This is a genomic window from Aquirhabdus parva (assembly GCF_003351745.1).
Classification (GTDB): domain Bacteria; phylum Pseudomonadota; class Gammaproteobacteria; order Pseudomonadales; family Moraxellaceae; genus Aquirhabdus; species Aquirhabdus parva.
Genome location: NZ_CP031222.1, coordinates 757500 through 782145 on the forward strand (window position 1 = coordinate 757500; position 24646 = coordinate 782145).

Sequence of the window (24646 nt, forward strand, 5' to 3'; positions counted from 1 at the left end):
GTGCACGGTGTACCAATCAGTTGATGAGGCTTCATTTAAACTTATGGATTTGGCGTAGAAGATGACCACGGATTGATGGATTTCAATATCCGACGAAACAGTGACGGTTTAGGTGCGTCAGTTTTATCCGCAGGTTGTGCGGTATCTGCTTTGCCATCAGGATTTGAATAATCGACAACCTTCGCAGTGGAATCAGAACTATTGCCAAAGCTAAACCATTTACCTGTATTGCTTTCACCACATTGCGCTGCTTTTTTCCATTCTTCGATTTGAGCGGGTGTTGAGTTTTTCAGATCGATATAGATCGGATTATCTTCTTGTTTTTTATTGGTGGGCAAGCGACCTGGAATCTGAATCTCGGATGCCAGTAAGCCTAGAATTTCAAGCATGCGGTCTGAACGATAAAACTTTTGCTCATGCTGAATCACATAGCCGATATTACCGCGACGCGTGATGAGATAACCCATGAAACGGGTGGTATTCAGATCTTGGGTCAGATCTTTTACCGTAATTTCAGATTGAATCACCGCATAAAGTGACGAGCCCATACGACTATTCACGTTGCGCTGAATGATAATCCGGCCCCCTGGATTCACTTTTTCCATGTAATAGCGGAAGATCAAATCGCGCGTGGTGGTATCGTCTGCAAATTCAGGCAAGACAATATTGGGGTTATTAATTAAATTTACCGCATCAATACGGAAGAAACGACCAGCATTATCGTAAATATTTAAGCTTGAACCTTCAGGTGTACAGCTATCACGCAACCGAACCTGCCCGCGAAAGTTTTGCGCACCGAGGTCAATCGTATAGGCTTGTGCAGGGGCATCATAGAGGTAGTGACTTTGGGGGCTGGTTTGATGACTGAGCCCCATATGACTACAACTTGACAATAGTATGCCGCTGGTCGCGATAACCAATATGCTGGCTACGCGATATCCTGCTAAACGTTTGATGACAGGCAAGCGTTCCATTCCATGGTGATTCATGCTGTTTTAAGCTCCTTGACTAGCCGCCTCTAAGGTCGTCCAGCGCTCTAATTGATCTAGTATTTTTTGTTCTATCTCGGCTAAACGCGTTGACGCAAGCGTAGCCGCTGCTGCATCAGTGACAAACCATGTGCCATCGGCGAGTTTGCCTTCTAATTCAGCTTGTTCTGCTTCGAGTGCCGCAATCACTGCGGGCAGGCCGTCTAATTCTCTTTGATCTTTATAACTCAATTTTACCGTTTTGGGTAATGGTTTTGCTGTTGTCGTAGTGGATGTGGCTTTTACGGCGACGGGAGGCAATTTTTTCATGCGCTGTTGCACTTCGCGCTGAGCAAGATAATCTTTATAACCACCAATATATTCTTCAACGTGTCCCTTACCATCAAACACCCAAGTCGAGGTCACGACTTGATCAACAAATGCCCGGTCATGACTAATCAGAAGCAAGGTGCCGGGATAGCTGGCAATGGCTTCTTCAAGCAGCTCCAGTGTCACCATGTCCAGATCATTGGTCGGCTCGTCGAGAACCAGCAGGTTGGATGGACGAATCAGCAAACGTGCTAACAATAAGCGGTTACGCTCACCCCCTGACAATGCTTTGACAGGTGTCCGTGCACGTGCTGGAGAGAATAGAAAGTCTTGCAGGTAGCTTAAGATATGACGACGGTTACCGTTGATTTCGATAAAGTCAGAACCTTCGCTGACGTTTTCCAGCACGGTTTTTTCCAAATCCAACTGATTACGCAGTTGGTCAAAGTAGGCAACATCCAGTTGCGTGCCTGTTTTGACCGAACCGCCATGTTCCATTTCTCCGAGCAGGGCACGGATCAGTGTGGTTTTACCGACACCGTTGTCTCCGATCAAACCAATCTTGTCACCACGCATGACCATGGCTGAGAAGTTTTCAACCAATAGACGATCGCCGAAGCCGACAGAGAGGTTCTCGATATCGAAAACCAGCTTGCCTGAACGGTTAGCATCTTGTACGACCAGTGATACATTACCTTGTTGGCTACGGCGTGCTTTATGTTCTTCACGCAGTGCTTCAAGAGCACGGACACGGCCTTCGTTACGGGTACGGCGTGCCTTGATGCCTTGGCGAATCCACACTTCTTCTTCCGCGAGCTTCTTGTCGAAGTTCGCGCTTTGTTTTTCTTCTGCTTCTAACTGTTGGGCTTTAATTTCTAAATATCGTGCGTAGTTGCCTTCATAACCGCGCAGTACGCCGCGATCCAGCTCCACAATACGCGTTGCCAGACGATCGACAAAGGCACGGTCATGGCTGATAAACATCAGGGTTAAGTTCGGCCAATCCAGCAGGAATTGTTCAAGCCATTCGATACTTTCAACATCCAAATGGTTGGTTGGCTCATCAAGAAGCAGTAATTCAGGTTGCGTCAGGAGTGCGCGCGCAAGCAATACACGACGTTTACGACCACCAGATAGATCCGCAAGATCAGCATTGCCATCAAGGTTCATTTTACCCAAGATGGTATCCACTTGACGCTCAAGCGCCCAGCCGTCGCCGTCGTCCAGTTTGCTTTGCAGGTCGCTCATGCGCTCACAGGCATCCATATCACCCAGTGCACAGGCTTCGCTTTCGTGGTGATAGTCAATCAAGACTTGGGCAATAGGCCCTGCACCGCCTGCGACAATATCTGCAACCTTGCCCGTTGACATCGGCACATCTTGTTCGAGCATGGTGATGCGTAAACCACCTTGCTTGGCAATTTCGCCTTTGTCGGGAAGAAGCTGACCGCTTGCCAGTTTGAGTAGAGTAGACTTACCTTCGCCGTTACGGCCAATGATACAGACACGCTCCCCCCGCTCAATTGAAAGACTTGCGCCGTCCAGAATAGCGGGGCCGCCAAAAGCCAATTGAATGTCGCGTAAAGTAAGCAATGCCATGAAGCTATTTTTCCGTATCGGGGGGTATCTAAGTCAATGATATAATCGGTCCAAGACTGATCAATCGGTAAGACTGAGAACTAAACTAAATTGAATATCAGGTGAAGGGCGGTATGATGAACGAACATTGTGACAAACGCCAGTTAGATGAGCCTTTAAGCATCATTTTACGCGATAGAATCGATACGCTCGAGATTCGCGTGGCTTTTTTGGATGATTTACTCGACTCTTTGAATTCAACAGTTGCTGCGCAGGCACAGCAATTGAGGGATTTACAGGATCAATTCAAGGTGCTTTATAGTCGTATGGAGTCTGCTAATAAAGGTGAAGGGATCGCGATTTTTGATGCCGCCGCTGAGGTTCCGCCGCATTATTAATGATTCTTTGCTCATCGTGCGTTATTCACACCAAACGCTTCCCATCACTTTCTAAAGTTTTTAGGGAGTTCTCCAGTCCAGCGTTTCACCGCACGGGTGAATGCACTTTGTTCTGAATAGCCTAAACGAAGTGCAATTTCAAAAAGGGTCAATTTGTCGTTTTTGATATATTGATTAAATAAATCCAGCTTTACGCTTGCGAGCAACTCCTGAAACTTGATGTCATGTTGGTTGAGCTTGCGTTGCAGGGTGCGTGTAGACGTATTCATGCGCTTTGCGATATGAACCAAAGAGGGCTCTTCTTGTCTTTGAACAATCTCCGTTAGGAGCGATTTCAATTGTGTTTCAAACTGGTCACTTGGCAAGGTGCTGAGTAACGATTGGGCATGACCTTCAAGCAAGTGAAGCAAATTTGAATCGCGATTTTGCAGTGCAATATTCAGATAGTCTGCAGGGAACTCGACAATGGTGCGAATTCCCCCAAAACTGACAGGACAATGAAAAAAATGTTCATAAGGTGACTTATCCGCCGGGGCAGGATTAATAAAATTAATTCTGGTCGGGTACATGGCCTGACCTGCAATCGTCTGAATCATGGTAGCAAATGCAGAAATCGCAGTTTCATCCGCAAGTTGCCCAGGTGTGCCATGCTCACTACCCCAACTAATCGATACCAGATGACCTTCCAGTGTGATCGACAATGAGTTGACGTCATAAATCAAGCGCGCAAATCGCTCAAACAGTGAAACAGCCTCTCCAATGCTGCTGCAAGACAGCCCCAAATATCCCACTATTCCTGTATGTGCTGCTTTGATCTGTTGACCGATGAGTAAGCCGACTGCGGGAACAGGGGTGAGTGCGGCAATCTCATTAAGAAGTCCTATCCAATTAACAATTGAAATGCGATCATTGTGTTGGTATTGCACTATTTTCTGTCTTAATACTGCGGAGTCGACGGTTTGGGCATCGAGATAATCAATCAACATACCCGTGAGGGCGCTGTTCACATATAGCGAGGAATTCATCATTGACGCTCTGTTATCCATGGTTGGCATCTTGTTCAAAAACTATAAAGCGAATGGCGTGAAATGTCAAAAACATGGCAATGAGTGGTCAAGTCTGGTCGATAAACTTCTGCCAATATGATATGACTTCGTTTGATATAGAGTGACATGAGCCATGTTGGGGATTCCCGTCGCGTTATTTTTTGCCAATGGAATTGAGTGGTATATGCATAAATACGCCTTGCACGGCACACCACAAACCGGTGGAGGGCGAAAGTCGTTCTATAGTCTGGGGATGAAGAATCATTGGACGCATCATCGCCGTGTTCGTCTGGCACAGTATCGTGACGATGAGCTCTATCAGCACCCCTTAGAAAACGATGCCGGTCGGAATGAAATCAAAGGTGTTATTTTTCTTGCAGGTCTCACAACCTTAGTTTTTCCGATTGCACCGTTCTTTACATTGACGTCCTACTATTGTGGCTGGAATTATTACAATACCCATCGCAAGTCGCACCTTGATCCCGCATGGGGAAAAAAGAAGATACCTTGGCATTACGATCACCATATGAACACCAACCAAGATGCGAACTGGTGTGTGACCAAACCTTGGTTTGATTATTTAATGGGTACGCGTGTGATTTCATCGGCTGATTTACAGGAGTCGAACCCGCTTGGCATTAGGCTGCCAAGAGTGATTGAAAATAAATTAAATCTATGGGCGCGCCGTTATGCGCCGCAAGCTTTTGCCAAACTCGATGCCAATATGCGTGATGAGCAAGCCAGACGCCGTAATGGCCTAGAAGATTTGATGCCTACGGATATTGTGGCTAAGTAGATCGTTTTGATAGTTTGTATGAAAACAAAAACTTATCCCCAAAAGTTGGGGATAAGGATGTTAATGAGATTTGGATAACTTAAAATAAAACATTTAAAAATAACAAGTTAAATCTTATCGATAAAATTTGAGTCGATGACGTCTCCATGAAAATAACGATTTATAAAACTGATCAATAGATTTAATTTTTTTTTAAGCCAGCAAATAGCCAATCTAAGCCACATCATTGAGAATTGCTTTTACGGCGGCACGCGTTTCAAAACCAAGCTCCATTAAATCAACATCTTTGATTTGATCGTTGTGGACAATCTGCTGACCCGCAGAGAAAAGTGCTTTTAAATAAGGTCGCCCACCTGAAACCACAGGACCGATCGCGGGATCATGCAATCCAAAGTAACGCGGGTCATCCAGTCGATAAACTGCGATATCTGCAGAATAACCCGATGCAATTTGCCCCACTTCGGGAAGTCCCAGAATTTGAGCACCGCCTGCGGTTCCCCAATGAATCACATCTTCTACACTGGCTGCATTTGCCCCACCTTCATAAGAACCCCCACGAAAGTTAGGCAGCGCATCCATGCCCAACCGAGCTCTTTGAGCCAGCCAAGTCATGTGGACTTCTGAGATCATATCGGCGGCTTCATTGGATGCTGCACCATCAACACCAATGGAGATCGGAACACCTCTCTTTGCCATATCACTGACCGGGCTGATGCCGCTGCCAAGTCTGCCGTTGCTTTGTGGGCAATGCGCCACGCCTGTACCTGTTTGTGCCAGCATGGAAATTTCATCGGCATCAACTTTCACCAAATGGGCATACCAGACATCAGGCCCCAACCAATCATGCTCGCCGCAGAACGCAACTGGAGACTTTTGGTACATTTGATAAGCGCTATCCTGATAACCAACGGTTTCTGACAAATGGCTATGCATGCGTAAACCAAGCCGACGAGCTGCCGCCGCGGTTTGGCGCATCTCGTGAGGCGAAATACAATACAGTACGGTCGTTGGTGCCATGACGATGCGCTGCATCGCACGTGGGGATGGGTCGTGATATTGAGCCGTGAGACGCTCGATGTCCGAAATAAAAGAGTCAATTGTCTCGGGACGTAATGCAGATGGTAAGTCTGCTTCTAGTTGACGGGTTTGGGTAGCGCCCCCGCGTAATAGCACAAAGCGAATCCCAAGCTTCTCTGCTTCCTCGAACAAAATCGCTGAACTGTCAAATGACATTTGCGGATAGTACACATAGTTGTGATCTGCAATGGTTGTACATCCCGAGCGAATCAGCTCAATCATGCCAAGACGGACTGCAAGTCGAAAACGCTGTTCATTAAATGATGCTCGGAAACGATAAGGTGTCGTCGCTAGCCATTCTGTCAATGACGCATTAATACCCAAAGGATCGCCTTTCAGTAAAGACTGAAAGAGGTGGTGATGGGTATTGACCCAAGCGGGATAGACGACACAATCCGTTGCATCAATGATCTTTTCATTGGGCAGAGGGGATAACTGTCCTATGGCTTCAATGATTTCTCCACGAATACGGATATCAGGCCCAGAAATGCGGGTGGGGAAACCATCAAGCGGTCGTGCTCCCGTCATGATAGCCGCCGCATTTCTGATGAGGATGGTGTGTTGAGCTGCTGATGACATATCTGTTGTCCTTGTCTTTAGAGTTGGCTTTCGTGCCAGCCGCGTAGAAATATTCGAGCAATCCAATCGGTGATGCCAAAAAGGACAATTCCTGTCAGCGTGATCAGCAATAGCGCGGCGAAGAGACGAGGAATATTGAGTTGAAAACCTGCTTGAAGAATCTGATAGGCAAGACCTGCACCACTACCACCAGTACCCGCAACAAACTCGGCGACAACCGCACCTATTAGCGAAAGCCCACTAGAAATACGCAAACCGCCAAAGAAGTACGGCAATGCACTGGGTATCCGTAATCGAACCAAAGTCTGCCAGCGACTTGCACGATTGATGCGGAAAAGATTGGTTAGTCCTGGGTTTACGCTTCTAAGGCCAAGAATTGTATTGGAGATAATTGGAAACAGAGCAACCAACATGGCACACAGTACCAATGCCGCTGTCATATTTTTGACCCAGATGATAATTAAGGGTGCTATCGCTACAATTGGGGTTACCTGCAATAAGATCGCGTAAGGAAATAGGCTGGCTTCAATGAGTGGGCTTTGGACAAACAGCAATGCAATCGCAACCCCTAAAATGGTTGCACAGAGAAATGCCAACAATGTAATTTTAAGCGTCGCGCCCAGACTGCCTAATAAAAGTGGTGCATCCTGAAAAAGCTGTACTGCGATGACCGTAGGTGTAGGAACGAGATAGGTCGGGACATCCATCAGTACACAGGTCATTTGCCATATGATCAGAAAGATGAATCCGACCACAACCGGTGCAAGTATCTTAAAACCGAGATGAGAGGCTATGGATGTGCGTTTATCTATATTGGGTTGAATAACAGAGGCATCATTAATCATGAGAATTTCTCCTTAAACAACACCGGTTTGATGCGCATATGCAATCAATTCTGAAAGCGTTTTACACTGTTGAATAAACGGATCAGAAATACGATAGGTTGCATCTCGTTCAATAGGACCTTCGATAGGCATGTTGGCAATGATTTTTCCCGGACGTGCTTGCATGACAACGACACGACTTGAGATGAAAACAGCCTCATAGATACTGTGCGTAACGAAGACGACCGTCATTTTGTTCTTCCGCCATAATTCTCGTAGATCACTATCCAGCCGATTACGCGTGAACTCATCCAGCGCTCCGAAGGGCTCATCCAGCAGTAATAGATCCGGCTTGGTGACAATGGCGCGAGCCAGTGATGCACGCATCTGCATGCCACCGGATAGCTCTCTTGGCAGGGCTTTACCAAATTTGCTCAGACCCACACCTTCAAGTGCTTCGGCAACAAGTTGATTGGCCCGCAGTCTGGGAATTTTGGCAAGGTCTAATGGCAAGCGAACATTTTCTTCAATCGTCGCCCATGGCATCAGGGTTGGTTCCTGAAAGACCATAGAAATTCGCCAGCCATTGGTTGATCCTGTTGTGTCAAAGGTTTGTCCCCACCAATTCAGTTGGCCTTTAGTGGGACTCTCTAGACCAGCAAACATTTTGAGTAATGTGCTCTTGCCACACCCTGAAGGACCCAGTAAGGAAATAAACTCTCCCGATTGAATGCTCAGATTGACATTATCCAATGCCACGGTGCCGTTGGGATAGCGCATATCGATTGATTGCGCGGACAGTGCAGGGATGGGTAAGATTTCACCAGAACTTTTAATCGTTTCCATCATGCATCCTCCGAACTGCCACGAAAAATTTCTTTCTCGCCATGATCAGTGAGGAGCTTCATGAGCATCCGTCTCATCAAGAGACCCGGTTGATCTGACTCCATATGGCACTCTTGTTGACGTGTCGTATCGATACAGGCATCGTAATCAGTGGCTTCGAGAATATCGCGATCTTCATCGGTAATCGGTCGATCCCAATCAATCAATTCTTGGGTTGAACAAGATTCCTCTGAGTCATTGCGATAGAGCCACTGGGACAGCATGAGTGTTTGATCATCAATAGGTGTTGCACAGTTATAGATGATGTGATGAATGCCGCTCTCCGGGTAAACGCAACCAAAGCGACGTGAAAAAGGCATATACCAACGATTAATCAAATGACGTTGAGTAATCTCTTGCGTAGATCCAGTGATCCGATGACTCGCTATAGGATTGCGAACTGGCACCAGAGTCTCCGCCTCAAAGCCCCACTCTTGTGGTCTAAATTCATATTTGGAGGGGGTAGGATTGTTAAAAAGTCCAAAGTTGGATTTGTGAACAAAACTAAAATGGGAGTTGTCGAAAGAGTTTTCCATCATCCGGAGCGGGCTTGTGTTCCAGCGCTCATAGAACTGTAGAATCCGCCGGAATCCTTGGGCACCTTCCTCGGGGAATTGAGGAATGGGTTGCAACGGATCTTCAAGTGCAACCCAAGCATATCCATAGCGTTCTTCACAGTGATAAGCGGGTATGACGGCACGTGAAGGAATGGCATTGTTGTTATTTTGCGGAATCCTGACGCATTGACCTGAGCAATCGTAAGTCCAGCCATGATAGCCACATGAAATATTACCATCAGGGTCGACAAAGCCTTTTGAAAGTTTGGCTGTACGATGACAGCAGCGATCGCGAAGCGCATGGGGTTTTCCATCGGCACCTTTCCAAAGAACGATTGCCTCACCAAGCAAAGTAAATGGTTGAGGACCGTCATCCAGTTGAGACATCGGCATAATGGCATACCAAAATCGGCGTAAAACTTTTTGTTTAGTCACTAACATCGTGAGCCCCATATCATAAATTGAATAAAATAAGTAGTTTGAGTTGGGTTTAATTAAGGTAATACCTTGGTATCTTTAATAAATTTCAATGTATAAGCCTTGTGGTAGTCTGTCGTAGGTTTGAGTAATTTGGCTCTCACCATGTAATCTGCTGTCTGCTTCCAGCGCGCATCTGTCATTACGCCAATGCCTTGTGTAGCCGCATCCCCGCCAGTCACCAGCTTCAATTTTTTTAATTGCGCGACACCGAAAGCCAGTTGAGCATCAGTCATCTGAGGGTTTTCTTTTTTGATTAAGGCATTGGCTGGAGCAGGATTGTTGAAATAACTTTTCCATCCTTCCATAGAGGCCTTTACAAATTTTGCTGCAACATCGGGCTTGCTTTTGAGTGTGTCCTGCATCGCTACAATCGTGGCGCTATAAGGAGGGTAACCTTGATCCGCAAACAGGAAGAATTTGGTCTTGGTATGCGCTTGTTCAGCTTGAAATGGCTCAGAAGACGGGTAGGCTTGAATTGCGACATCAGGGTTGACAAAGAAAGGTTGCAAGTTAAAGGTATAAGGACGGACTTGCGCATCACTATAGCCATACTTTTCTTTTAACCATGGCCACCAACTGGTCATGTTGTTACCCGCCACCAGAATGGTTTTATTTTTAAGTCCATCCAGACCGGCAATATCCGTGTGAGTCATCAATCCTTGGGGATCATATTGAAACGATGTGGCTATTGTCGTGACAGGAATGCCAGCTTCCGCGCTGGATAGAACCTGAAAATCATAGCTCAGAATAAAATCCGCTTGATGAGCTGCCAGAAGCTGTATGCCATTAACTTGAGGTCCGCCCATTTTTATCGTGACGTCAAGTCCGTACTTTTGATAAATCCCCGTCGCAACGGCCTGATAAAAACCACCATGTTCTGCTTGTGCATACCAGTTTGTCAGCAATGTGACTTTATCTGCAGCGAAAGCACCTGAAGAGAGCGCTGTGCTGGAGATCAGCAACAAAGATGTAGCTTTTAGAGCACGCATAGCTTTGATTTGAGGAAATTTAGGAAAAAGTGAGAAAGCACGCATAGGTAATCCTCCGAAAGGGATACGATGATGAGGTTTTTGGCTGGGAGTCAGAATAAGGAGGGAGCGAACACAGCGACTACATGTACAAGACAATGCAGTAAGTATGTTAAAAATATGCAAAAGAGAAACTAAAAAACGATGATCGTAGTCAGGCATTTTGCGCTCCTTATTGACGAAACCAAGATGGTTTAGTTCAAACATCAACGGATATTGATGTGGACGTACGTTACGTCCTAAGAGCAATGCCCCACGGAGCCAACAAGGACTGTTGGACGCTAGCTGCTTCTACTCAAGGATGAATAAAGCAAAACTAGTGCCAAATGCATTATTTTTTATAATTATATATTTTAATTAAAATTTGTTGCAGCTTGTTCCTACCTTAGAGATCGATCCGCGTATTTTCTGGCTGCTTCTGTCCTAATAGAGCACTTGCTGATCGAAAAGTGCTCTTAAAGTGTGCATATGACTTCGATGTGTTCGTAATAGGATTTAATGCGGTAACTGATATCCGTCATTCAATGTTTTGAGGAACGCAACAACATCTTGAATTTCGCTGTCATTAAGTACTGCGGTATCTCCTATTTTTCGGTTAAAGGGTGCATCGGTGAAATCGATATTCTGTTGGTACTTTTGCGGCAGATCGTTAAATTTATCAATATGGCCATTGGCGAGTTTGGGGTAGACCAATTCTGGATGGATATCCCGATTCACATAAAAGTGCAGCACATCAGTGAGATTGTGATAGATGCCATTATGGAAAAAGGTTTGACGCATAGCGACATTGCGTAGGGAAGGGGTTTTGAATAAACCACAGTTTGTTGGCTGCTTTGCATAGTCATCCTGACGTGTCGGCCCACAGATTCCGAGATCATAGTAATGGGTATTTTGATTGGCTTTAATGGTCATGTTGCGAGGAACGCCTAGTGCCTCATACTGGTAATCGGTAAATAAAGGGGGGCGGCCCTCAGCGCTTGGTTTATCGAGATGGCATGCTGCGCAATTGCCTTTGTCTGGTGCATTGAATAGATCTAACCCATGTTTTTCGGCAGCGCTCAGTTGTGTTTTACCTTGTAAGTAAAAATCGTATTTACTGGTGTAGGCTGCAAAACTTGGTGACTCAGTCTGATAGCGTGAGATCGCGAAGAGGGCTTCAGAAAGCAAAAGGTTGTCATTGGTCATTGCGCTTGGACCGGCAAGTTCTGCAAGTGCTTTGACGTAGCTGAGTTTCTTGATTTTTTTGATTAACGCTTGGGGCGAAGGGTTGGCCATTTCTAGAGGGTTGAGCAGTGGACCTAAAGCTTGACCCTGCAGAGTATTGGCACGGCCATCCCAAAAGAATCCCCCTTGTGGAATCATGGCGCTCAGGTTTGGGGCGCTATTTGCGGATTTTGCTTGAGTGGTTGGTGTCTTCGCCAGTTTAAGCGGGTTGGGCGCGGGTACTGCACCAAGGACTGCTTGGATGTTTCCATGTACTGGAGAGGGTGGAACGCGTTGTTCAGTCCCCGAGTCATCGTCTATGCCAATCGTGAAGTTCGGTGTTTCTCGGGAATAGGTCAGATTAGGAACAGCGCGAGCGCCTTGACGATCTAAACTTTCTCCGCCGAATTGCGCGGTGAGTCCGTTTGCGGGACCAAACGCATGTTCAGGACTGTGGCAACTTGCACAGGACAGTTTTCCAGAAGCAGATAGTGAGGGGTCGAAGAAGAGTTTCTGGCCAATCTGTGCCATCACACTCAATGGAGGAGGTGTGATAGGGGATGACGGCTGGGTTGAAGAGGATGCCGAGGATTGATCGGGGTTATGGTGTGAGTCACATCCGCTTAATAAACCCAATACGAGCATACATGCCATCGCGAACCCTGTAGGCACCAAAGTGTCATTTATACACTGCATATCATTATTTTTTATAGATTTTTTCAATGGATATACAAACGTAAGAAGTACATTGTTCACACTAAGACTCATATTTTTCAATATTATTTGATGATTAAGAAAGACATAACTGTATGCAATGCAAGTATGAAAGATCAATGTTTCAATCATCCACCTTACATTGCATACGGGTTCGACTACGGGAATAACCAGTGGCTATTCCCGTAGTGATCCGTTTACTGTGGCAGACCTGTTGAGGGATCTAGCGTGTATGGGCTGGTATTGGGCGACGCTGCGAAGTTCAGCATGTTGGTAATACTGCCTGCAATGCTGTCAAAAGAACCGGCGATGCGTTGTCCACCCAGCCAGTTGTCCTCAATAAATTTCAAGGTTGAGGTCTGATCGGTCAAGGTGTGATCGACATAGTTCTGTTTAGCGTATGGAGAGATAACCAAGAGCGGTTGACGTGGACCATAACCACAACGACCTTGTGCCGCAGTTTTGCCATCTACGCCGGCCAAGACTGGAGTACTTGCAGAGGTACATTTGTTCAGTGGGTCATAGTTTGCTGCATGGATATTTGAACCATTAACTATGGAGGCTTTGTGGTCATACCAACCATCTGAGTCATCATACATCACGATTACGAGGGTGTTTTTCCATTCTGGATTTTGCTGCAGCGTGTTGATCGTGTTTGCGACGAATTGTTGCTCATCTAGTGGAGAGGAGTAGCCAGCATGACCATCTTGGTAGCCCGGTGCTTTTAAGAAGCTGACTGCAGGGAAGTTGCCTGCTTTCAGTGCATCGAAGAAGTCATGAATGTCATATTGGTGATTTGCGCCACCATCATTGCTGGTACCAATCGCCTGCACACTGCTTGGGCGTGTATGGTTGAGGTTGGCAGTGGATGCATAGTATTGGAAAGGCTGATGATGAGGAATGTAATCCACTTTTTTGACATTGGTTACGCTTGAGGTTGTCGAGCGTTTACAGCCAGTTGTGCCGTTGCTGTTGGTTTGAGTGAGATCAAATCCGCCAGAGAAAAAGCCCCAAGAAATATTCTTGGCATTGAGCAGATCGCCCACGTTTTTACCCGTCATATGGAAGGTGTAGTTGCTTGAACAGACATCTCCAGCTGGATCTTCATCGTCTGCGACGGTCCATCCGTTATTGCCATCAGGCACTAATGTTGCAGCTAGTAGACCGTTTTGATCGGTATATTCATCACGTGTGCCATCAGCAGCAAGATCCAGACCTTTATCGGGAACCGCACCATTGGTTTGACCTGAAATCAGATTAATCGCGCCAGGGGTTGAGGGACCAAAAGTAGTGCTATAGGAGTTATCACTCATCGCATAGTGTTGGGCGTAGTTCCACAAAGCCGTCACAGTATTTCCGTCGTAGTAACCCATGACTTGACCATTGGTACCGAAGGCGCCAGCCGCACCAGTCGAGCCTGTTCCTGTGTTTTTAGGAAATAAATCCATCGCACCATTGTTATAGGCGAATTGTTCTGCAGGGTAGGCATGATTCTGATCTTGGGTTGCTGCCTGACTGCGGTCTAGACGGAATGGGTTTGCCGCACCCTTGCCATTTGCAGGATTGAGGTTTGGGTTAGCAGTCAGCAAAGAACCACTTAAACCATCAATTGCTGGGGTTCCAGCGAGTGCTGTAAATGCTGGCTCACCAGCAATATTAGCCGCTTTAGGATACGTGCCAAAGTAATGATCAAAGGAAACGTTCTCTTGGAAAATAACGACGACGTGTTTGATCGGTGTGGTGGTTGCCGCACTGTCTTCTGGCGTCAGAACAGGTGCATCATCACCCCCTCCTCCACAAGCGCTAAGCATCAACGTACTCGTTAATGCCAGAGTTAAGCATGAATGACGAAACATAGTGGATCCCCGGTAGTGTTTTGACATAAATCTCAATCATCTAAAAAGACTCATAATTCACGTCCTTCCTATGAAAGTATGAACTCGCTTTAAATGATGAAGTTTTTGTTGGAGTACCTTCACTGGCGCATACTTTAGCGAGCTCACGTACTTATTCAGATTGAGGCTATATGGCACTAGAAAGCAGGCGTCTCGTTGATCGCATTTTTAACGTCTCTCAGAGCAGTTGCGATGCGTAAACGGTTTCTAGTGACATATTTCGACTGAAGCAGAGTAGTTTTTTTGTGTGACAGTCATGTGAAAAATTCTATATTTAACAAATGGTTGTATACAAAAATTAATGTTTAATAACAAATGTCAAAAAAATGACACATACGATCTTCATACTCTCCACGTTTTCAATATTTTATACACATGAACTACATGAATTGAATGAAATCTACATGTTTCATGGGTCTAGCCAAATTTATAAAGCCAAAGGGATTATCATGTCTGAACTGAAATTACCAACAACGACTCGCCGTCAAATTTTGAAATATTTCGCAAGTGCACCACTGTTACCAATGGCTGTTGGTGGGGCATCCGCATCCATGCTGGTGGGATGTAGTGGGGATGATGATAGTGCGAACGCCGTACCCGCTGCTTCATTCAAAGCTGCCGTGTTTTCTTCAATGGCCGCACCGACATTGGCGAATCCAGCCGAGATGGCGACCACGCTAGTCAAGTCGACCCTTGAGGTAACATTGAGTGATGACAGCAAATTGCCTTATTTATTGGCATATCAACCCTTCTTTAAAACAGGTGATATGGTTCCTGATGGCAAGGGCGGCACAATCCTCGCGGGTGGTTATGTGGATATCAACAATAAACCAATCATTGATAAATCAGTAGCGGGTAAAGAACGTCAATTTTTCTCTGATAGCCCAGATGGCACATCGTTATTGTCAGTACCAAATCCAACTGTAACGGGGATTAAAGGTAAAGCGGTATTTGCAGTGGTTCAATTTGAATACCTGACAAAAAATCAGCTCGGTGCAGATACTTATGGGGAAGACTTTACTTATCCGGCATCAATGGATATGTATGGCAAGTTACCTTCACCAATCGCTGTACTTACATTGGATCAAGATCAATCTACGGGACAGTTGAGTCTGGTGAAATATCATAATGTAGACACTTCATCTGCCCATGGCTTATGGATTACTTGTGGTGCAAGCTTATCGCCATGGGGTACTCATCTGTCATCAGAAGAATATGAGCCTGATGCATTTACTGCTTCTAGCAATAAACAGTTTTTAGCGTATAGCAAGAATGTATTTGGAGATGAGAAAAAAGCCAATCCTTATCATTATGGTCATTTGCCAGAAGTTACGGTGAATGCTGATGGAACAGGATCGATTAAAAAGCATTATTGCTTAGGCCGTATTTCACATGAGCTGATTCAAGTCATGCCGGATAACCGCACAGCCATTATGGGTGATGACAAAACTAATGCTGGCTTGTTTATGTTTGTTGCGGATAAAGAAAAAGATTTGTCAGCAGGCACACTGTATGTGGCTAAATTTGCAGCGGGCTTTTCTATTGATCCTGCTGCAACAACCAGTGGTGCAATTAGCTGGATTAATCTGGGACATGCAACCAGTGCAGAAATTGAAAACTTAGCGAATACGCTCAAGCCAGAAGATATTCTGGATGTTATTACTGATCCAGCGAAGCTACCACCTTCAGACACGACCTACAGTAAAGTCTTTTTAGATGGCAAAGCGAACTGGATCAAAGTCAAACCGGGTATGGAAAAAGCAGCAGCTTTCTTGGAAACGCATCGCTATGCGTATTTGGTTGGTGGTAGCTTGGCATTTACGAAAATGGAAGGCACCACAGTCAACATCAAAGATAAGATTGCTTATTCTGCGATTCAAAATGCAGTGAAGTCTATGGTATCTGGAGATGCAGCGTGGAATGCAGCAGCTAACATTTCTATCCCTAAAAAGTTGAACGCGGGAGTAGTACTTGCACACACCTTGGCCAGTGGTCAAAAAGATATTGCTGGCGTTGCAGCAGGGACTGGTTCTGCGATTAATAGTGACTGGGTCGCTGTATCGACCAAAACATTGCTAGCCGGGATTGATCTTCCTAAGGCGGATGATCTCGGTAACTTATGTGATCCATCATATCTAGCTAATCCAGACAATTTAAAGTTTTCTGAAAAGCTGCGTACTTTATTCATTGGTGAAGACAGCGGTTACCATGTCAATAACTTCTTATGGGCATATAACGTGGACACTAAAAAGCTTTCTCGCTTGGTGTCTATGCCTGCCGGTGCAGAGGCAACCGGCTTGGGTGTTGTTGATGATTTGAACGGTTGGACGTACATCACTGCAAACTTTCAGCATGTGGGTGATTGGGGCATTGTCACCGATCCAAGCACGGGCTTAGTAACGAGTGGCTTGCATGCTAAGGTGTATAGCACTTTAGATCCGCTGGTGAAGGCGAACTATAATGGTAAATATAGTTCAGCAGTGGGTTATCTGACAGCTTCTCCACAAGCGATCAAGTTGACTAAATAACCTTTAAACTACTATTCGGTTTAAATTCAACGAGTAGTTGCTCTGTAAAAAAGTCAGTCAGTCGGCTGACTTTTTTACGTTTACGCGATACTCTGCAAGTAAGAGTACCGTATTACATTTTTAATGATGGGCCTAGAGCTTCATTTGAAACTCTTCTTTTCGCTTCAAGCGCTTGTTCTCTCGAAAGGTAAGACATGTCTGATCTTTTTTTAAAGTCTATCTCGCACTATCCTTTAAAGTCTGCACAAGGACTGTCTTTAACGGCCGCACACGTTAATCCATTGGGCTTAGAACAAGATCGTCGCTGGGTCTTGGTGGATGAACATGACAAATTCATCAGTCAGCGTAGCTGTGCCGCGATGGGGGGAATTCATGTTGTTGCTGAAGAGCAACGCCTGACACTGACATTTAATGGACAAACTCATATTGCCTATGCAAATTCAAATGATCGGATCACTGCTACGGTATGGGGCGATACGGTAGCGGATTGTTGGGGCGTCCAGCATGAGGTCAACCAATGGTTATCAGCAAGTTTAGGGCTCGCAGTAAAACTCGTCTATTTTCCTGATCATGCCATTCGTCAAGTTGATGTGGTATATGCTGGGGAGGGCTATCGAACGGCATTCTCGGATGGTTACCCTGTCTTGGTGATTAGCCAAAGTTCGCTTGATGAGCTGGGGCGTCTATGGGGGGCACCGATTGATCCCAGACGTTTTCGTGCGAATTTAATTATTGGCGGGGAGTGTGAGCCATTTGCAGAGGATCAGTGGCGGCAAGTGACTGTGGGCGATGTTATTTTTGATCTGGTGAAGCCTTGCTCACGCTGTGTGATACCCAGTCTAGATCCAGAGACGCATCAGCAGACGGATGGATTCTTACGATTCTTGGCCAGTGTGAGACGTAAAGCTGATGGCAAGACCTATCTGGGACAAAACGCGGTTTTAGCGCGTCATCAAATCGTTGATCGAAAAAATATTGCCAAACCTGAAAATATTGGTATGGAAAGTCATGGACAAAGTATTGCTGAAAATGCGGGATTACTGCACACTAAAAAAGAGTATGGAAACGCGCCGTTAGAATCTGAGCATAGGGAGCATGCAAAGTTAACGGTTCGCCTTGGGCAAATTGTCCAAGTGAGGTGAGCTTAGACTCCCCTTTATTAGTACTGAAACATCGCGATTTTATGAGCAATGCTCATCTGATTCTTTTTCATGGGATATAAAAGAAGCATAGTATGACAAATGTGGGTTATTGGGTTATTGGGCTAGTTGCGGTATTCATGCTGGGCACTTTTATGAGTGCTCGGATTAGCCCCCGTGAGAAAGCGCTTGGCAATATGCGCGAACGCGCAAAAAAGATGGGGTTTATCCCGCGTTTAATTCCTGCGCCACTGTGGATTGAACATACCACTTATTCAGGCAAGCCGGGTGGGATGGTGGCTTATTATAGTGTGGTGCTGTCGGATGCAACGCATGCCCTCGTTCAGGCTCTAGTGGTGGATGGGCGTTTAAACGTTTTAAAAGGTGAACCGACCTTGCAAGGTGAACCGATCAGTAGTAATTTAAAGGGTATTCAAGCACTTGAAATTCAATCGAATAGTGCAGGTTTTTATTGGGATGAAGAGGCAGATTTAAGTGGTGAGCAACTTGAATCAATGAAAACAGCCCTCATTTCATTTGCGGATCGTATGAAGCCATAAGTCAGAAGTTTCACGTCCGTTGATTAATTGCTTTTGAGTTTCGTGTTTCAATTTACAGTGCAGATTGTCTGTGAATCATTATTTATTTATTGGAATATTCCATAATGGCTACCCGTCCACGCTCGACTACTACCAACACGATTAAAGCGGGTCGGCGTACTAGCCCTAAAGCGGCTACAGCAAAGACCTCGGCAGCAAAACGTGTCAAGAGTGACGAAGATATTGCGGACTTACCTGAGAAAAGAACGACGAAAGCCCGTGCATTAGTGATCGTCGAGTCTCCAGCTAAAGCAAAAACGATTAATAAATATCTGGGCAGTGACTATATCGTCAAGTCCAGTATTGGTCATGTTCGTGATTTGCCCGTGAGTGGAGGCGGTGTCAAAGCACCTGTGGTGAAATTAGATGCAAAAGCCAAGGCGAAGCTTACGGATGAGCAGAAAGCGTTAGAGAAAGAAACTAAATCACGTGCTGCATTGATCAATCGAATGGGGGTAGACCCTGAGCATGATTGGCAAGCGCATTATGAAGTCTTGCCGGGTAAAGAGCATGTGGTCAGTGAGCTGCAGAAGATTGCAGGTCAAGTTGATGAAATCTATCTCGCAACCGACTTGGACAGAGAAGGAGAGGCGATTGCTTGGCATTTGCAGCAAGTGATTGGCGGTAATCCTGATAAGTATAAGCGCGTGGTATTCAATGAAATTACCAAAAATGCCATTCAGGCGGCGTTTAAAGAGCCTGGCCGCTTAGATTTAGATAAAGTGAATGCACAACAGGCACGTCGTTTTCTTGATCGTGTTGTGGGTTACATGGTTTCACCACTCTTGTGGGAAAAAATTGCTCGAGGATTATCGGCTGGACGTGTTCAGTCTGTAGCGGTGAAACTCGTGGTCGAGCGTGAGCGCGAGATCCGTGCTTTTATTCCTGAAGAATACTGGGAAATCTTTGCAGATACGCTGTACAGCGAGAAGGGGAAAGTTCCGATCCGCTTGGAGGCGATTAAGCAAGCTGGTGCACCCCTTAAATTAAAAAACAAAGCTGAAACGGATGCGGTGGTTGCCAAAATAACGCCAGCAACCTATACCGTGATTGCACGTGAAGATAAGCCGACGAAGGTGAATCCAACAGCACCTTATATCACGTCGACTTTGCAACAAGCCGCAAGTACGCGTCTGGGATTTTCGGTCAAGAAAACCATGATCTTGGCGCAACGTCTTTATGAGGCGGGGCATATTACCTATATGCGTACGGATTCGACATTTATCAGTAATGATGCATTGGCAATGGTCCGTGGTCATATTGAAGATGCATTTGGCGCGAAATATGTGCCAGCGAAACCCAATTTTTATGGCAATAAAGCCGGTGCACAAGAAGCGCACGAGGCAATTCGCCCATCTAATATTAAATTGTCTGGTGACCAGCTCACGACGGTCGAGCGTGATGCACAGCGTCTGTATGAGCTGATTTGGCGCCAATTTACGGCGAGTCAAATGCCGCCAGCTGAATATCTTTCGTCGAATATCACGGTGAAAGCCGCTGACGTTGAACTGCGTGCCCGTGGCCGCACTATGGTCTTTGATGGTTTCACTAAAGTCATGGCTCCGAGCAAACAAGATGATGATTTGTTGCTGCCGACAGTAAAATCTGGGGATGTCTTAGAACTGGTCAAAGTTGATCCGAGTCAGCACTTTACTAAACCACCTGCGCGCTTTACTGAAGCCAGTTTGGTCAAAGAGCTTGAGAAACGGGGCATTGGTCGTCCTTCGACCTATGCGGCGATTATTTCTACCGTACAAGACCGCGGTTATGTGAAATTGGATAATCGGCGTCTGTATGCGGAAAAAATGGGTGATATCGTTACCGACCGGTTAAGTGAAAATTTTTCTAATCTAATGGATTATAAATTCACTGCCGAGCTTGAAGGTCAGCTTGATAAAGTTGCCGATGGAGATCGTGATTGGAAAAATGTACTTAATGAGTTTTATGGTGACTTTAAACAAAAACTAGTTCGTGCACAGTCGCAAGATCCAGATCAAGGCATGCGTCGTAATTTACCGGTTGCGGTTGATGAAGTGTCCTGTCCACTATGTAGTCGCCCCATGCAGATTCGTACGGGGTCTACAGGTGTGTTTTTAGGCTGTTCTGGCTATAACCTACCACCGAAAGAGCGTTGTAAAGGTACGATCAATCTGGCACCTGTTGAGTCACTGGCTGCGCTTACCGAAGACACCAGTAGTGATAGTGAAGATGGCAGTGCAGCAGAAACTGCGGATCTAATGGCCAAGAAACGCTGTCCGATTTGTGACACTGCGATGGATAGTTATATTATCGACGGCGGTCGTAAGCTACATGTGTGCGGTAATAACCCGGATTGCTCGGGGCATATCGTTGAAGAGGGATCATTTAAAATCAAAGGCTATGATGGCCCAACGATTCCTTGCGATAAGTGTGATGGCGAGATGCAATTGAAAACGGGTCGCTTTGGCCCTTACTTTGCCTGTAACAGCTGTACGAACACCCGTAAAGTGCTCAAAAATGGTCAACCTGCACCACCGCGTGCGGATGCGATCCCAATGCCTGAATTACGCTCGACCAAACATGATGATTATTTCATTCTGCGCGATGGTGCTGCTGGGATGTTCTTAGCGGCCAGCAAGTTCCCAAAAATCCGTGAAACACGTGCGCCAACCATTGGTGAGTTACGCTCGGTTAAAGATAAGCTTGATCCTAAGCATCTTTATTTATTGGGTGCGCCAGATACCGATCCTGATGGTAATCCGGCTTTGCTTAAGTTTAGTCGTAAAACAGCCAGTCAGTATGTGTCTTCTGAGCATGACGGAAAACCCACCAAATGGTCGATGATTTATGAAAATGGTGAGTGGGTAGAAGGCTAGGAGAGTTCAGTTTAATCGGCTGACCGTCACGTTTTAAGCTTTTATCCTGCGGATATCCATTATTGGTATCCGCAGTTCTTTTATGCGGCAATGAGGACTTCAAGGTCTGTATCATTGCTCTTTGTCGTTGATTTGAATTACTGGAAGATTTATATGTCTCGTGTTGCGCGATACCATGCTGACCGCACCAATCAAAAAATGTATTTTGCGCGTTTGTCGACGTTACAGGCTGACAAAGCTGAAAACGCTCAAATTGCTCAAGCATCGCGCGAAGCCGCTGTTTTCCATCTGCATGGCGCCGTATTAGCTTTTTTGCAAGAACTTGTGCGTTATTACAAATTGAATGATCGTCATCCGACCTTTAGTAGCATTAAAGATAAAATGGCTTCTCGTGGTCAAGTTTCACCGGAAATCATTATTTTGGAGCAGCTTGCTCAGTCTGGATTTATTGCCGAGTTGAATCGTACCTATGCAGCATGTGAATACGCGCCAGAGCCCCCTGAACCGACATTTGATGATGACAGCTCATCTAATTTGATCATCAAAGTCACTCATAGTCCGCAGTCTTGGCTACCGGATATTCAAATTTTACGGGAGTGGCACCGAGATCTGGTTGCGTTGATCGAGGGCTTCCGCAACGAAATGGTCGAATTTTAGAAAATTGCACCATTATTTAGCACTTTTTTCATTTTTTTAGCAAAAAAAGCCGTTTTAGTACTTGAATTATTCTGAAAATATCTGCATTGTTGCGTTACATGTAAAGCACGCCTGATTTTGGTTACCGTTTTAGGTAACACTGTGGTGAGTTTCAAACAGATATTTTTAGCTTGTATTGTTTCAGTACAAGTAATGAGGTGCAAAATGACTGCAATTCGTAAAACTCCTGAAATGTTTATGCCTAACGAGACCGTGCTCGAGTTAGTGCAGCTGCAAACTGGCGTGATTGCACTGCGTTCTGCAGATTTTCCTGCGGCCGCAGAGTTAGATGCAGAGTCATTCGTATCGAATGATGAAAGCTTGATTGCAGAGCGATCAGAGTCCTCAAGTGAACCTTTAGTTACGATCCAGTTTTCTGAGCAAATTCAGGAAGCTTTGGGTGATGCGCTGCAAAGTATTGGTCAACAAATGATTCAGGCTGCACTGTCTTCTTTGATGGAACAGCAATCTGCAAAATGGCATGCTCAAGTTATGGACGAACGTCCTGCACGCTTTAGCTAATTTTAAAATAAACGATCAGTATTAAAGTTCCTCATTACTTTATACGTGATCCATAAAAAAACGACACTCATTGAGTGTCGTTTTTTTTATGGATCACAATAATAAAATTTTAATTTAAATCGTATTTAAAAGTTAATGTATAGCCCCTGTTTCATGCAACGACTTGGCGGCAGTTTCAAGTCCTAAACGATGAAATACATGTTCGGTCATACTGTCTGCCAGCGCACGTTTTGCCATAAAGACTTTGCCGATCTTCTCCTGTTCGAGAAGGTTGGCTTCTGCGCTACTGTCTGTGCAGAGCACGGCCTCGATTTTTGGGTTGAGCGTGCGTGCGATATCCACCATTCGTCTGACATCAAACACATCGGCTGTGGAGACGACCAGCATACTGGCTTGCATGATATGTGCTTGAATCAAAACAGCAGGATCACAGGCGTCACCTGAAACCGCAGGAATATCCTGAGCACGCAGTGCTTCAATGATTTCGCGGTTCTCATCGACGACCACGTATTTGATTCCTTGCTCTTTAAAGGTCTTGGCAATACTACGACCAACGCCACCATGACCGACGAGAACGACTTGACCATTGAGATAAGTGTTATCCACACTCATGGGCAACATGGCCAATGGGTCGCCACTGCGTTCCAGCATACGGGCAAGGTGTGAGCGGGCACGAATCCAGCGTTGTGCAGGTTCAATCGCCGCAAATACTGCTGCATTGAGCGTGATGGAGATGAGGGCGCCTGCAAGGATGAGATTCTGGCCTTCAAGCGTCAATAGTTTTAGCGATAAGCCGACACTGGCAAGAATAAAGGAGAACTCACCAATCTGTGCCAAACTTGCGCCCACTGTTAATGCTGTATTTAAAGGGTAGCGGAAGAATAGGACGAGAGCCATCGCGGCGATGGTTTTACCCACAACGATGACAGCAACTACACCAAGTACTTGTAAGGGGTGCTCGATCAGAATCGAAGGATTAAATAGCATCCCGACCGAGACAAAGAACAAAATTGAAAAGGTTTCACGTAGTGGTAAAGTCTCTGTTTCTGCGCGATGACTAAAGTCTGATTCGCGTACGACCATGCCCGCAAAGAACGCACCCAAAGCGAAGGACACGCCAAACAACACATAAGAACCATAAGCGATGGTGACCGCAGCGGCAACGACCGAGAGTGTAAAGAGTTCGCGTGAACCAGTACGTGATACGAGGAGTAGGAATTTGGGAAATACGCGACGTCCAACAACCAGCATCAACGCGATAAACGCGATCACTTTCGCGAGTGTGATGCCAATGGTGAGCCAGATATTATCTAATGAGGCTGTGGCACCATGAGCGGATACAGGGGCTTCTCCGCCAAGCATCACTGCCATCGGTGGCAGTAATACCAGTACAAGTACCATAACTAGATCTTCGACGACAAGCCAGCCGATGGCAATTCGCCCGTTAACGGAGTCCATGAGGCCACGGGATTCTAGCGCCCGCAAAAGTACAACGGTACTGGCAACTGATAGACAAAGCCCAAATACCAGCCCAGAACCTAAGCTCCAGCCCCATAGCGCAGCAAGACCCATCCCCATGAGGGTTGCTACCGCAATTTGCAAAATCGCTCCGGGAATCGCGATTCTGCGCACGGCGAGCAGATCGGAAAAAGAGAAATGCATCCCCACACCAAACATGAGGAACATCACGCCGAGCTCCGCAAGTTGATTCGCCAGATGCATATCAGCGACCACACCAGGCGTGTTAGGACTAATTAGGATTCCGGCAATTAAATAGCCAACGAGGGGAGGGAGTCGTAATCGTGCGGCAATATAGCCAAATACTAATGCCAGTCCAAAACCTACAGCTAAAAGGACAATTAAGCTAACATCATGCGGCATAGTAGGCTCCAATGAATTATGTTGGGGGCGAAATAGGATTATTATTCATACAGCATAAAGGTCTCATG

18 protein-coding genes and 2 pseudogenes are annotated in these 24646 nt (G+C 45.8%); 8 read left to right on the forward strand and 12 right to left on the reverse strand.

Features of this window, described 5'->3' with window-relative positions; genetic code table 11:
- Window positions 1-41 precede the first annotated feature (41 nt).
- The 3 genes and pseudogenes from HYN46_RS03390 to HYN46_RS03395 all read right to left on the reverse strand — a co-directional run.
- Entirely contained in the window at window positions 42-989 is a 948-nt protein-coding gene (locus HYN46_RS03390) for a hypothetical protein (RefSeq protein WP_114898103.1), read from the reverse strand.
- 6 nt (window positions 990-995) lie between these two features.
- Window positions 996-1232: pseudogene (locus tag HYN46_RS17595) on the reverse strand (ABC transporter C-terminal domain-containing protein); the annotation flags it as partial.
- A gap of 81 nt (window positions 1233-1313) precedes the next feature.
- A pseudogene (locus HYN46_RS03395) lies at window positions 1314-2897 on the reverse strand (ATP-binding cassette domain-containing protein); the annotation flags it as partial.
- 113 nt (window positions 2898-3010) lie between these two features.
- On the opposite strand from HYN46_RS03395, the gene HYN46_RS03400 reads away from it, so the two are divergent.
- Window positions 3011-3274 (forward strand): SlyX family protein, encoded by a 264-nt coding sequence (locus tag HYN46_RS03400; protein ID WP_228254875.1) that lies wholly within the window; start codon window positions 3011-3013, stop codon window positions 3272-3274.
- Window positions 3275-3318: 44 nt separating this feature from the next.
- Here the strand turns inward: HYN46_RS03400 and HYN46_RS03405 are convergent, their stop codons facing one another.
- On the reverse strand, window positions 3319-4302 hold the full coding sequence (locus tag HYN46_RS03405) for an AraC family transcriptional regulator (RefSeq protein ID WP_162818078.1): 984 nt from the start codon (window positions 4300-4302) through the stop codon (window positions 3319-3321).
- A gap of 151 nt (window positions 4303-4453) precedes the next feature.
- Between HYN46_RS03405 and HYN46_RS03410 the strand changes: the two genes are divergently transcribed.
- Entirely contained in the window at window positions 4454-5116 is a 663-nt protein-coding gene (locus HYN46_RS03410; RefSeq protein ID WP_114898106.1) for a sterol desaturase family protein, read from the forward strand.
- A 213-nt stretch (window positions 5117-5329) separates the two neighbouring features.
- On the opposite strand, the gene HYN46_RS03415 is transcribed toward HYN46_RS03410, so the two are convergent.
- The 7 genes from HYN46_RS03415 to HYN46_RS03445 form a co-directional block, all read right to left on the reverse strand.
- Window positions 5330-6772: an amidohydrolase family protein gene (locus tag HYN46_RS03415; protein WP_114898107.1), complete on the reverse strand. Its 1443-nt coding sequence runs from the start codon at window positions 6770-6772 to the stop codon at window positions 5330-5332.
- Between the two features lie 17 nt (window positions 6773-6789).
- Window positions 6790-7617, reverse strand: a complete 828-nt coding sequence (locus HYN46_RS03420) for an ABC transporter permease (RefSeq protein WP_114898108.1) — start codon at window positions 7615-7617, stop codon at window positions 6790-6792.
- Window positions 7618-7629: 12 nt separating this feature from the next.
- Window positions 7630-8445 (reverse strand): ABC transporter ATP-binding protein, encoded by an 816-nt coding sequence (locus HYN46_RS03425; protein WP_210009338.1) that lies wholly within the window; start codon window positions 8443-8445, stop codon window positions 7630-7632.
- Window positions 8442-9479, reverse strand: a complete 1038-nt coding sequence (locus HYN46_RS03430) for an aromatic ring-hydroxylating dioxygenase subunit alpha (protein WP_114898110.1) — start codon at window positions 9477-9479, stop codon at window positions 8442-8444. The genes HYN46_RS03425 and HYN46_RS03430 overlap by 4 nt, the downstream gene beginning before the upstream one ends.
- A gap of 53 nt (window positions 9480-9532) precedes the next feature.
- Window positions 9533-10507 carry an ABC transporter substrate-binding protein gene (locus HYN46_RS03435; protein ID WP_114900569.1) on the reverse strand — a complete coding sequence of 325 codons (975 nt, stop codon included), beginning with the start codon at window positions 10505-10507 and terminating at the stop codon, window positions 9533-9535.
- 534 nt (window positions 10508-11041) lie between these two features.
- Window positions 11042-12421 (reverse strand): cytochrome-c peroxidase, encoded by a 1380-nt coding sequence (locus HYN46_RS03440; RefSeq protein ID WP_210009342.1) that lies wholly within the window; start codon window positions 12419-12421, stop codon window positions 11042-11044.
- A 239-nt stretch (window positions 12422-12660) separates the two neighbouring features.
- Window positions 12661-14319: a phospholipase C gene (locus HYN46_RS03445; protein WP_114898111.1), complete on the reverse strand. Its 1659-nt coding sequence runs from the start codon at window positions 14317-14319 to the stop codon at window positions 12661-12663.
- A 488-nt stretch (window positions 14320-14807) separates the two neighbouring features.
- On the opposite strand from HYN46_RS03445, the gene HYN46_RS03450 reads away from it, so the two are divergent.
- The 6 genes from HYN46_RS03450 (at window position 14808) to HYN46_RS03475 (ending at window position 22697) form a co-directional block, all read left to right on the forward strand.
- Window positions 14808-16886, forward strand: coding sequence for a PhoX family protein (locus tag HYN46_RS03450; RefSeq protein WP_114900571.1), 2079 nt, complete (start codon window positions 14808-14810; stop codon window positions 16884-16886).
- Between the two features lie 194 nt (window positions 16887-17080).
- Window positions 17081-18028 carry an MOSC domain-containing protein gene (locus HYN46_RS03455; protein ID WP_114898112.1) on the forward strand — a complete coding sequence of 316 codons (948 nt, stop codon included), beginning with the start codon at window positions 17081-17083 and terminating at the stop codon, window positions 18026-18028.
- A gap of 92 nt (window positions 18029-18120) precedes the next feature.
- Window positions 18121-18585 (forward strand): ammonium transporter, encoded by a 465-nt coding sequence (locus HYN46_RS03460; protein ID WP_114898113.1) that lies wholly within the window; start codon window positions 18121-18123, stop codon window positions 18583-18585.
- A gap of 104 nt (window positions 18586-18689) precedes the next feature.
- On the forward strand, window positions 18690-21479 hold the full coding sequence (gene topA / locus HYN46_RS03465) for a type I DNA topoisomerase (protein ID WP_114898114.1): 2790 nt from the start codon (window positions 18690-18692) through the stop codon (window positions 21477-21479).
- A 153-nt stretch (window positions 21480-21632) separates the two neighbouring features.
- Window positions 21633-22136 (forward strand): DUF6586 family protein, encoded by a 504-nt coding sequence (locus tag HYN46_RS03470; protein WP_114898115.1) that lies wholly within the window; start codon window positions 21633-21635, stop codon window positions 22134-22136.
- A 204-nt stretch (window positions 22137-22340) separates the two neighbouring features.
- Window positions 22341-22697, forward strand: coding sequence for a hypothetical protein (locus tag HYN46_RS03475; RefSeq protein WP_114898116.1), 357 nt, complete (start codon window positions 22341-22343; stop codon window positions 22695-22697).
- A 132-nt stretch (window positions 22698-22829) separates the two neighbouring features.
- On the opposite strand, the gene HYN46_RS03480 is transcribed toward HYN46_RS03475, so the two are convergent.
- Window positions 22830-24578 carry a cation:proton antiporter gene (locus HYN46_RS03480; RefSeq protein WP_114898117.1) on the reverse strand — a complete coding sequence of 583 codons (1749 nt, stop codon included), beginning with the start codon at window positions 24576-24578 and terminating at the stop codon, window positions 22830-22832.
- Window positions 24579-24646 lie beyond the last annotated feature (68 nt).

What these genes read in the sequence shown, in the direction of transcription:
- HYN46_RS03455 (WP_114898112.1), top strand. Translation starts at nt 17,081, where the DNA reads ATGTCTGATCTTTTTTTAAAGTCTATCTCGCACTATCCTTTAAAGTCT.
- HYN46_RS03410 (WP_114898106.1), top strand. Translation starts at nt 4,454, where the DNA reads ATGTTGGGGATTCCCGTCGCGTTATTTTTTGCCAATGGAATTGAGTGG.
- HYN46_RS03445 (WP_114898111.1), bottom strand. Translation starts at nt 14,319, where the DNA reads ATGTTTCGTCATTCATGCTTAACTCTGGCATTAACGAGTACGTTGATG.
- HYN46_RS03420 (WP_114898108.1), bottom strand. Translation starts at nt 7,617, where the DNA reads ATGATTAATGATGCCTCTGTTATTCAACCCAATATAGATAAACGCACA.
- HYN46_RS03470 (WP_114898115.1), top strand. Translation starts at nt 21,633, where the DNA reads ATGTCTCGTGTTGCGCGATACCATGCTGACCGCACCAATCAAAAAATG.
- HYN46_RS03415 (WP_114898107.1), bottom strand. Translation starts at nt 6,772, where the DNA reads ATGTCATCAGCAGCTCAACACACCATCCTCATCAGAAATGCGGCGGCT.
- HYN46_RS03400 (WP_228254875.1), top strand. Translation starts at nt 3,011, where the DNA reads ATGATGAACGAACATTGTGACAAACGCCAGTTAGATGAGCCTTTAAGC.
- HYN46_RS03480 (WP_114898117.1), bottom strand. Translation starts at nt 24,578, where the DNA reads ATGCCGCATGATGTTAGCTTAATTGTCCTTTTAGCTGTAGGTTTTGGA.
- HYN46_RS03425 (WP_210009338.1), bottom strand. Translation starts at nt 8,445, where the DNA reads ATGATGGAAACGATTAAAAGTTCTGGTGAAATCTTACCCATCCCTGCA.
- HYN46_RS03460 (WP_114898113.1), top strand. Translation starts at nt 18,121, where the DNA reads ATGACAAATGTGGGTTATTGGGTTATTGGGCTAGTTGCGGTATTCATG.
- HYN46_RS03430 (WP_114898110.1), bottom strand. Translation starts at nt 9,479, where the DNA reads ATGTTAGTGACTAAACAAAAAGTTTTACGCCGATTTTGGTATGCCATT.
- topA (WP_114898114.1), top strand. Translation starts at nt 18,690, where the DNA reads ATGGCTACCCGTCCACGCTCGACTACTACCAACACGATTAAAGCGGGT.
- HYN46_RS03450 (WP_114900571.1), top strand. Translation starts at nt 14,808, where the DNA reads ATGTCTGAACTGAAATTACCAACAACGACTCGCCGTCAAATTTTGAAA.
- HYN46_RS03475 (WP_114898116.1), top strand. Translation starts at nt 22,341, where the DNA reads ATGACTGCAATTCGTAAAACTCCTGAAATGTTTATGCCTAACGAGACC.
- HYN46_RS03435 (WP_114900569.1), bottom strand. Translation starts at nt 10,507, where the DNA reads ATGCGTGCTCTAAAAGCTACATCTTTGTTGCTGATCTCCAGCACAGCG.
- HYN46_RS03390 (WP_114898103.1), bottom strand. Translation starts at nt 989, where the DNA reads ATGAATCACCATGGAATGGAACGCTTGCCTGTCATCAAACGTTTAGCA.
- HYN46_RS03405 (WP_162818078.1), bottom strand. Translation starts at nt 4,302, where the DNA reads ATGATGAATTCCTCGCTATATGTGAACAGCGCCCTCACGGGTATGTTG.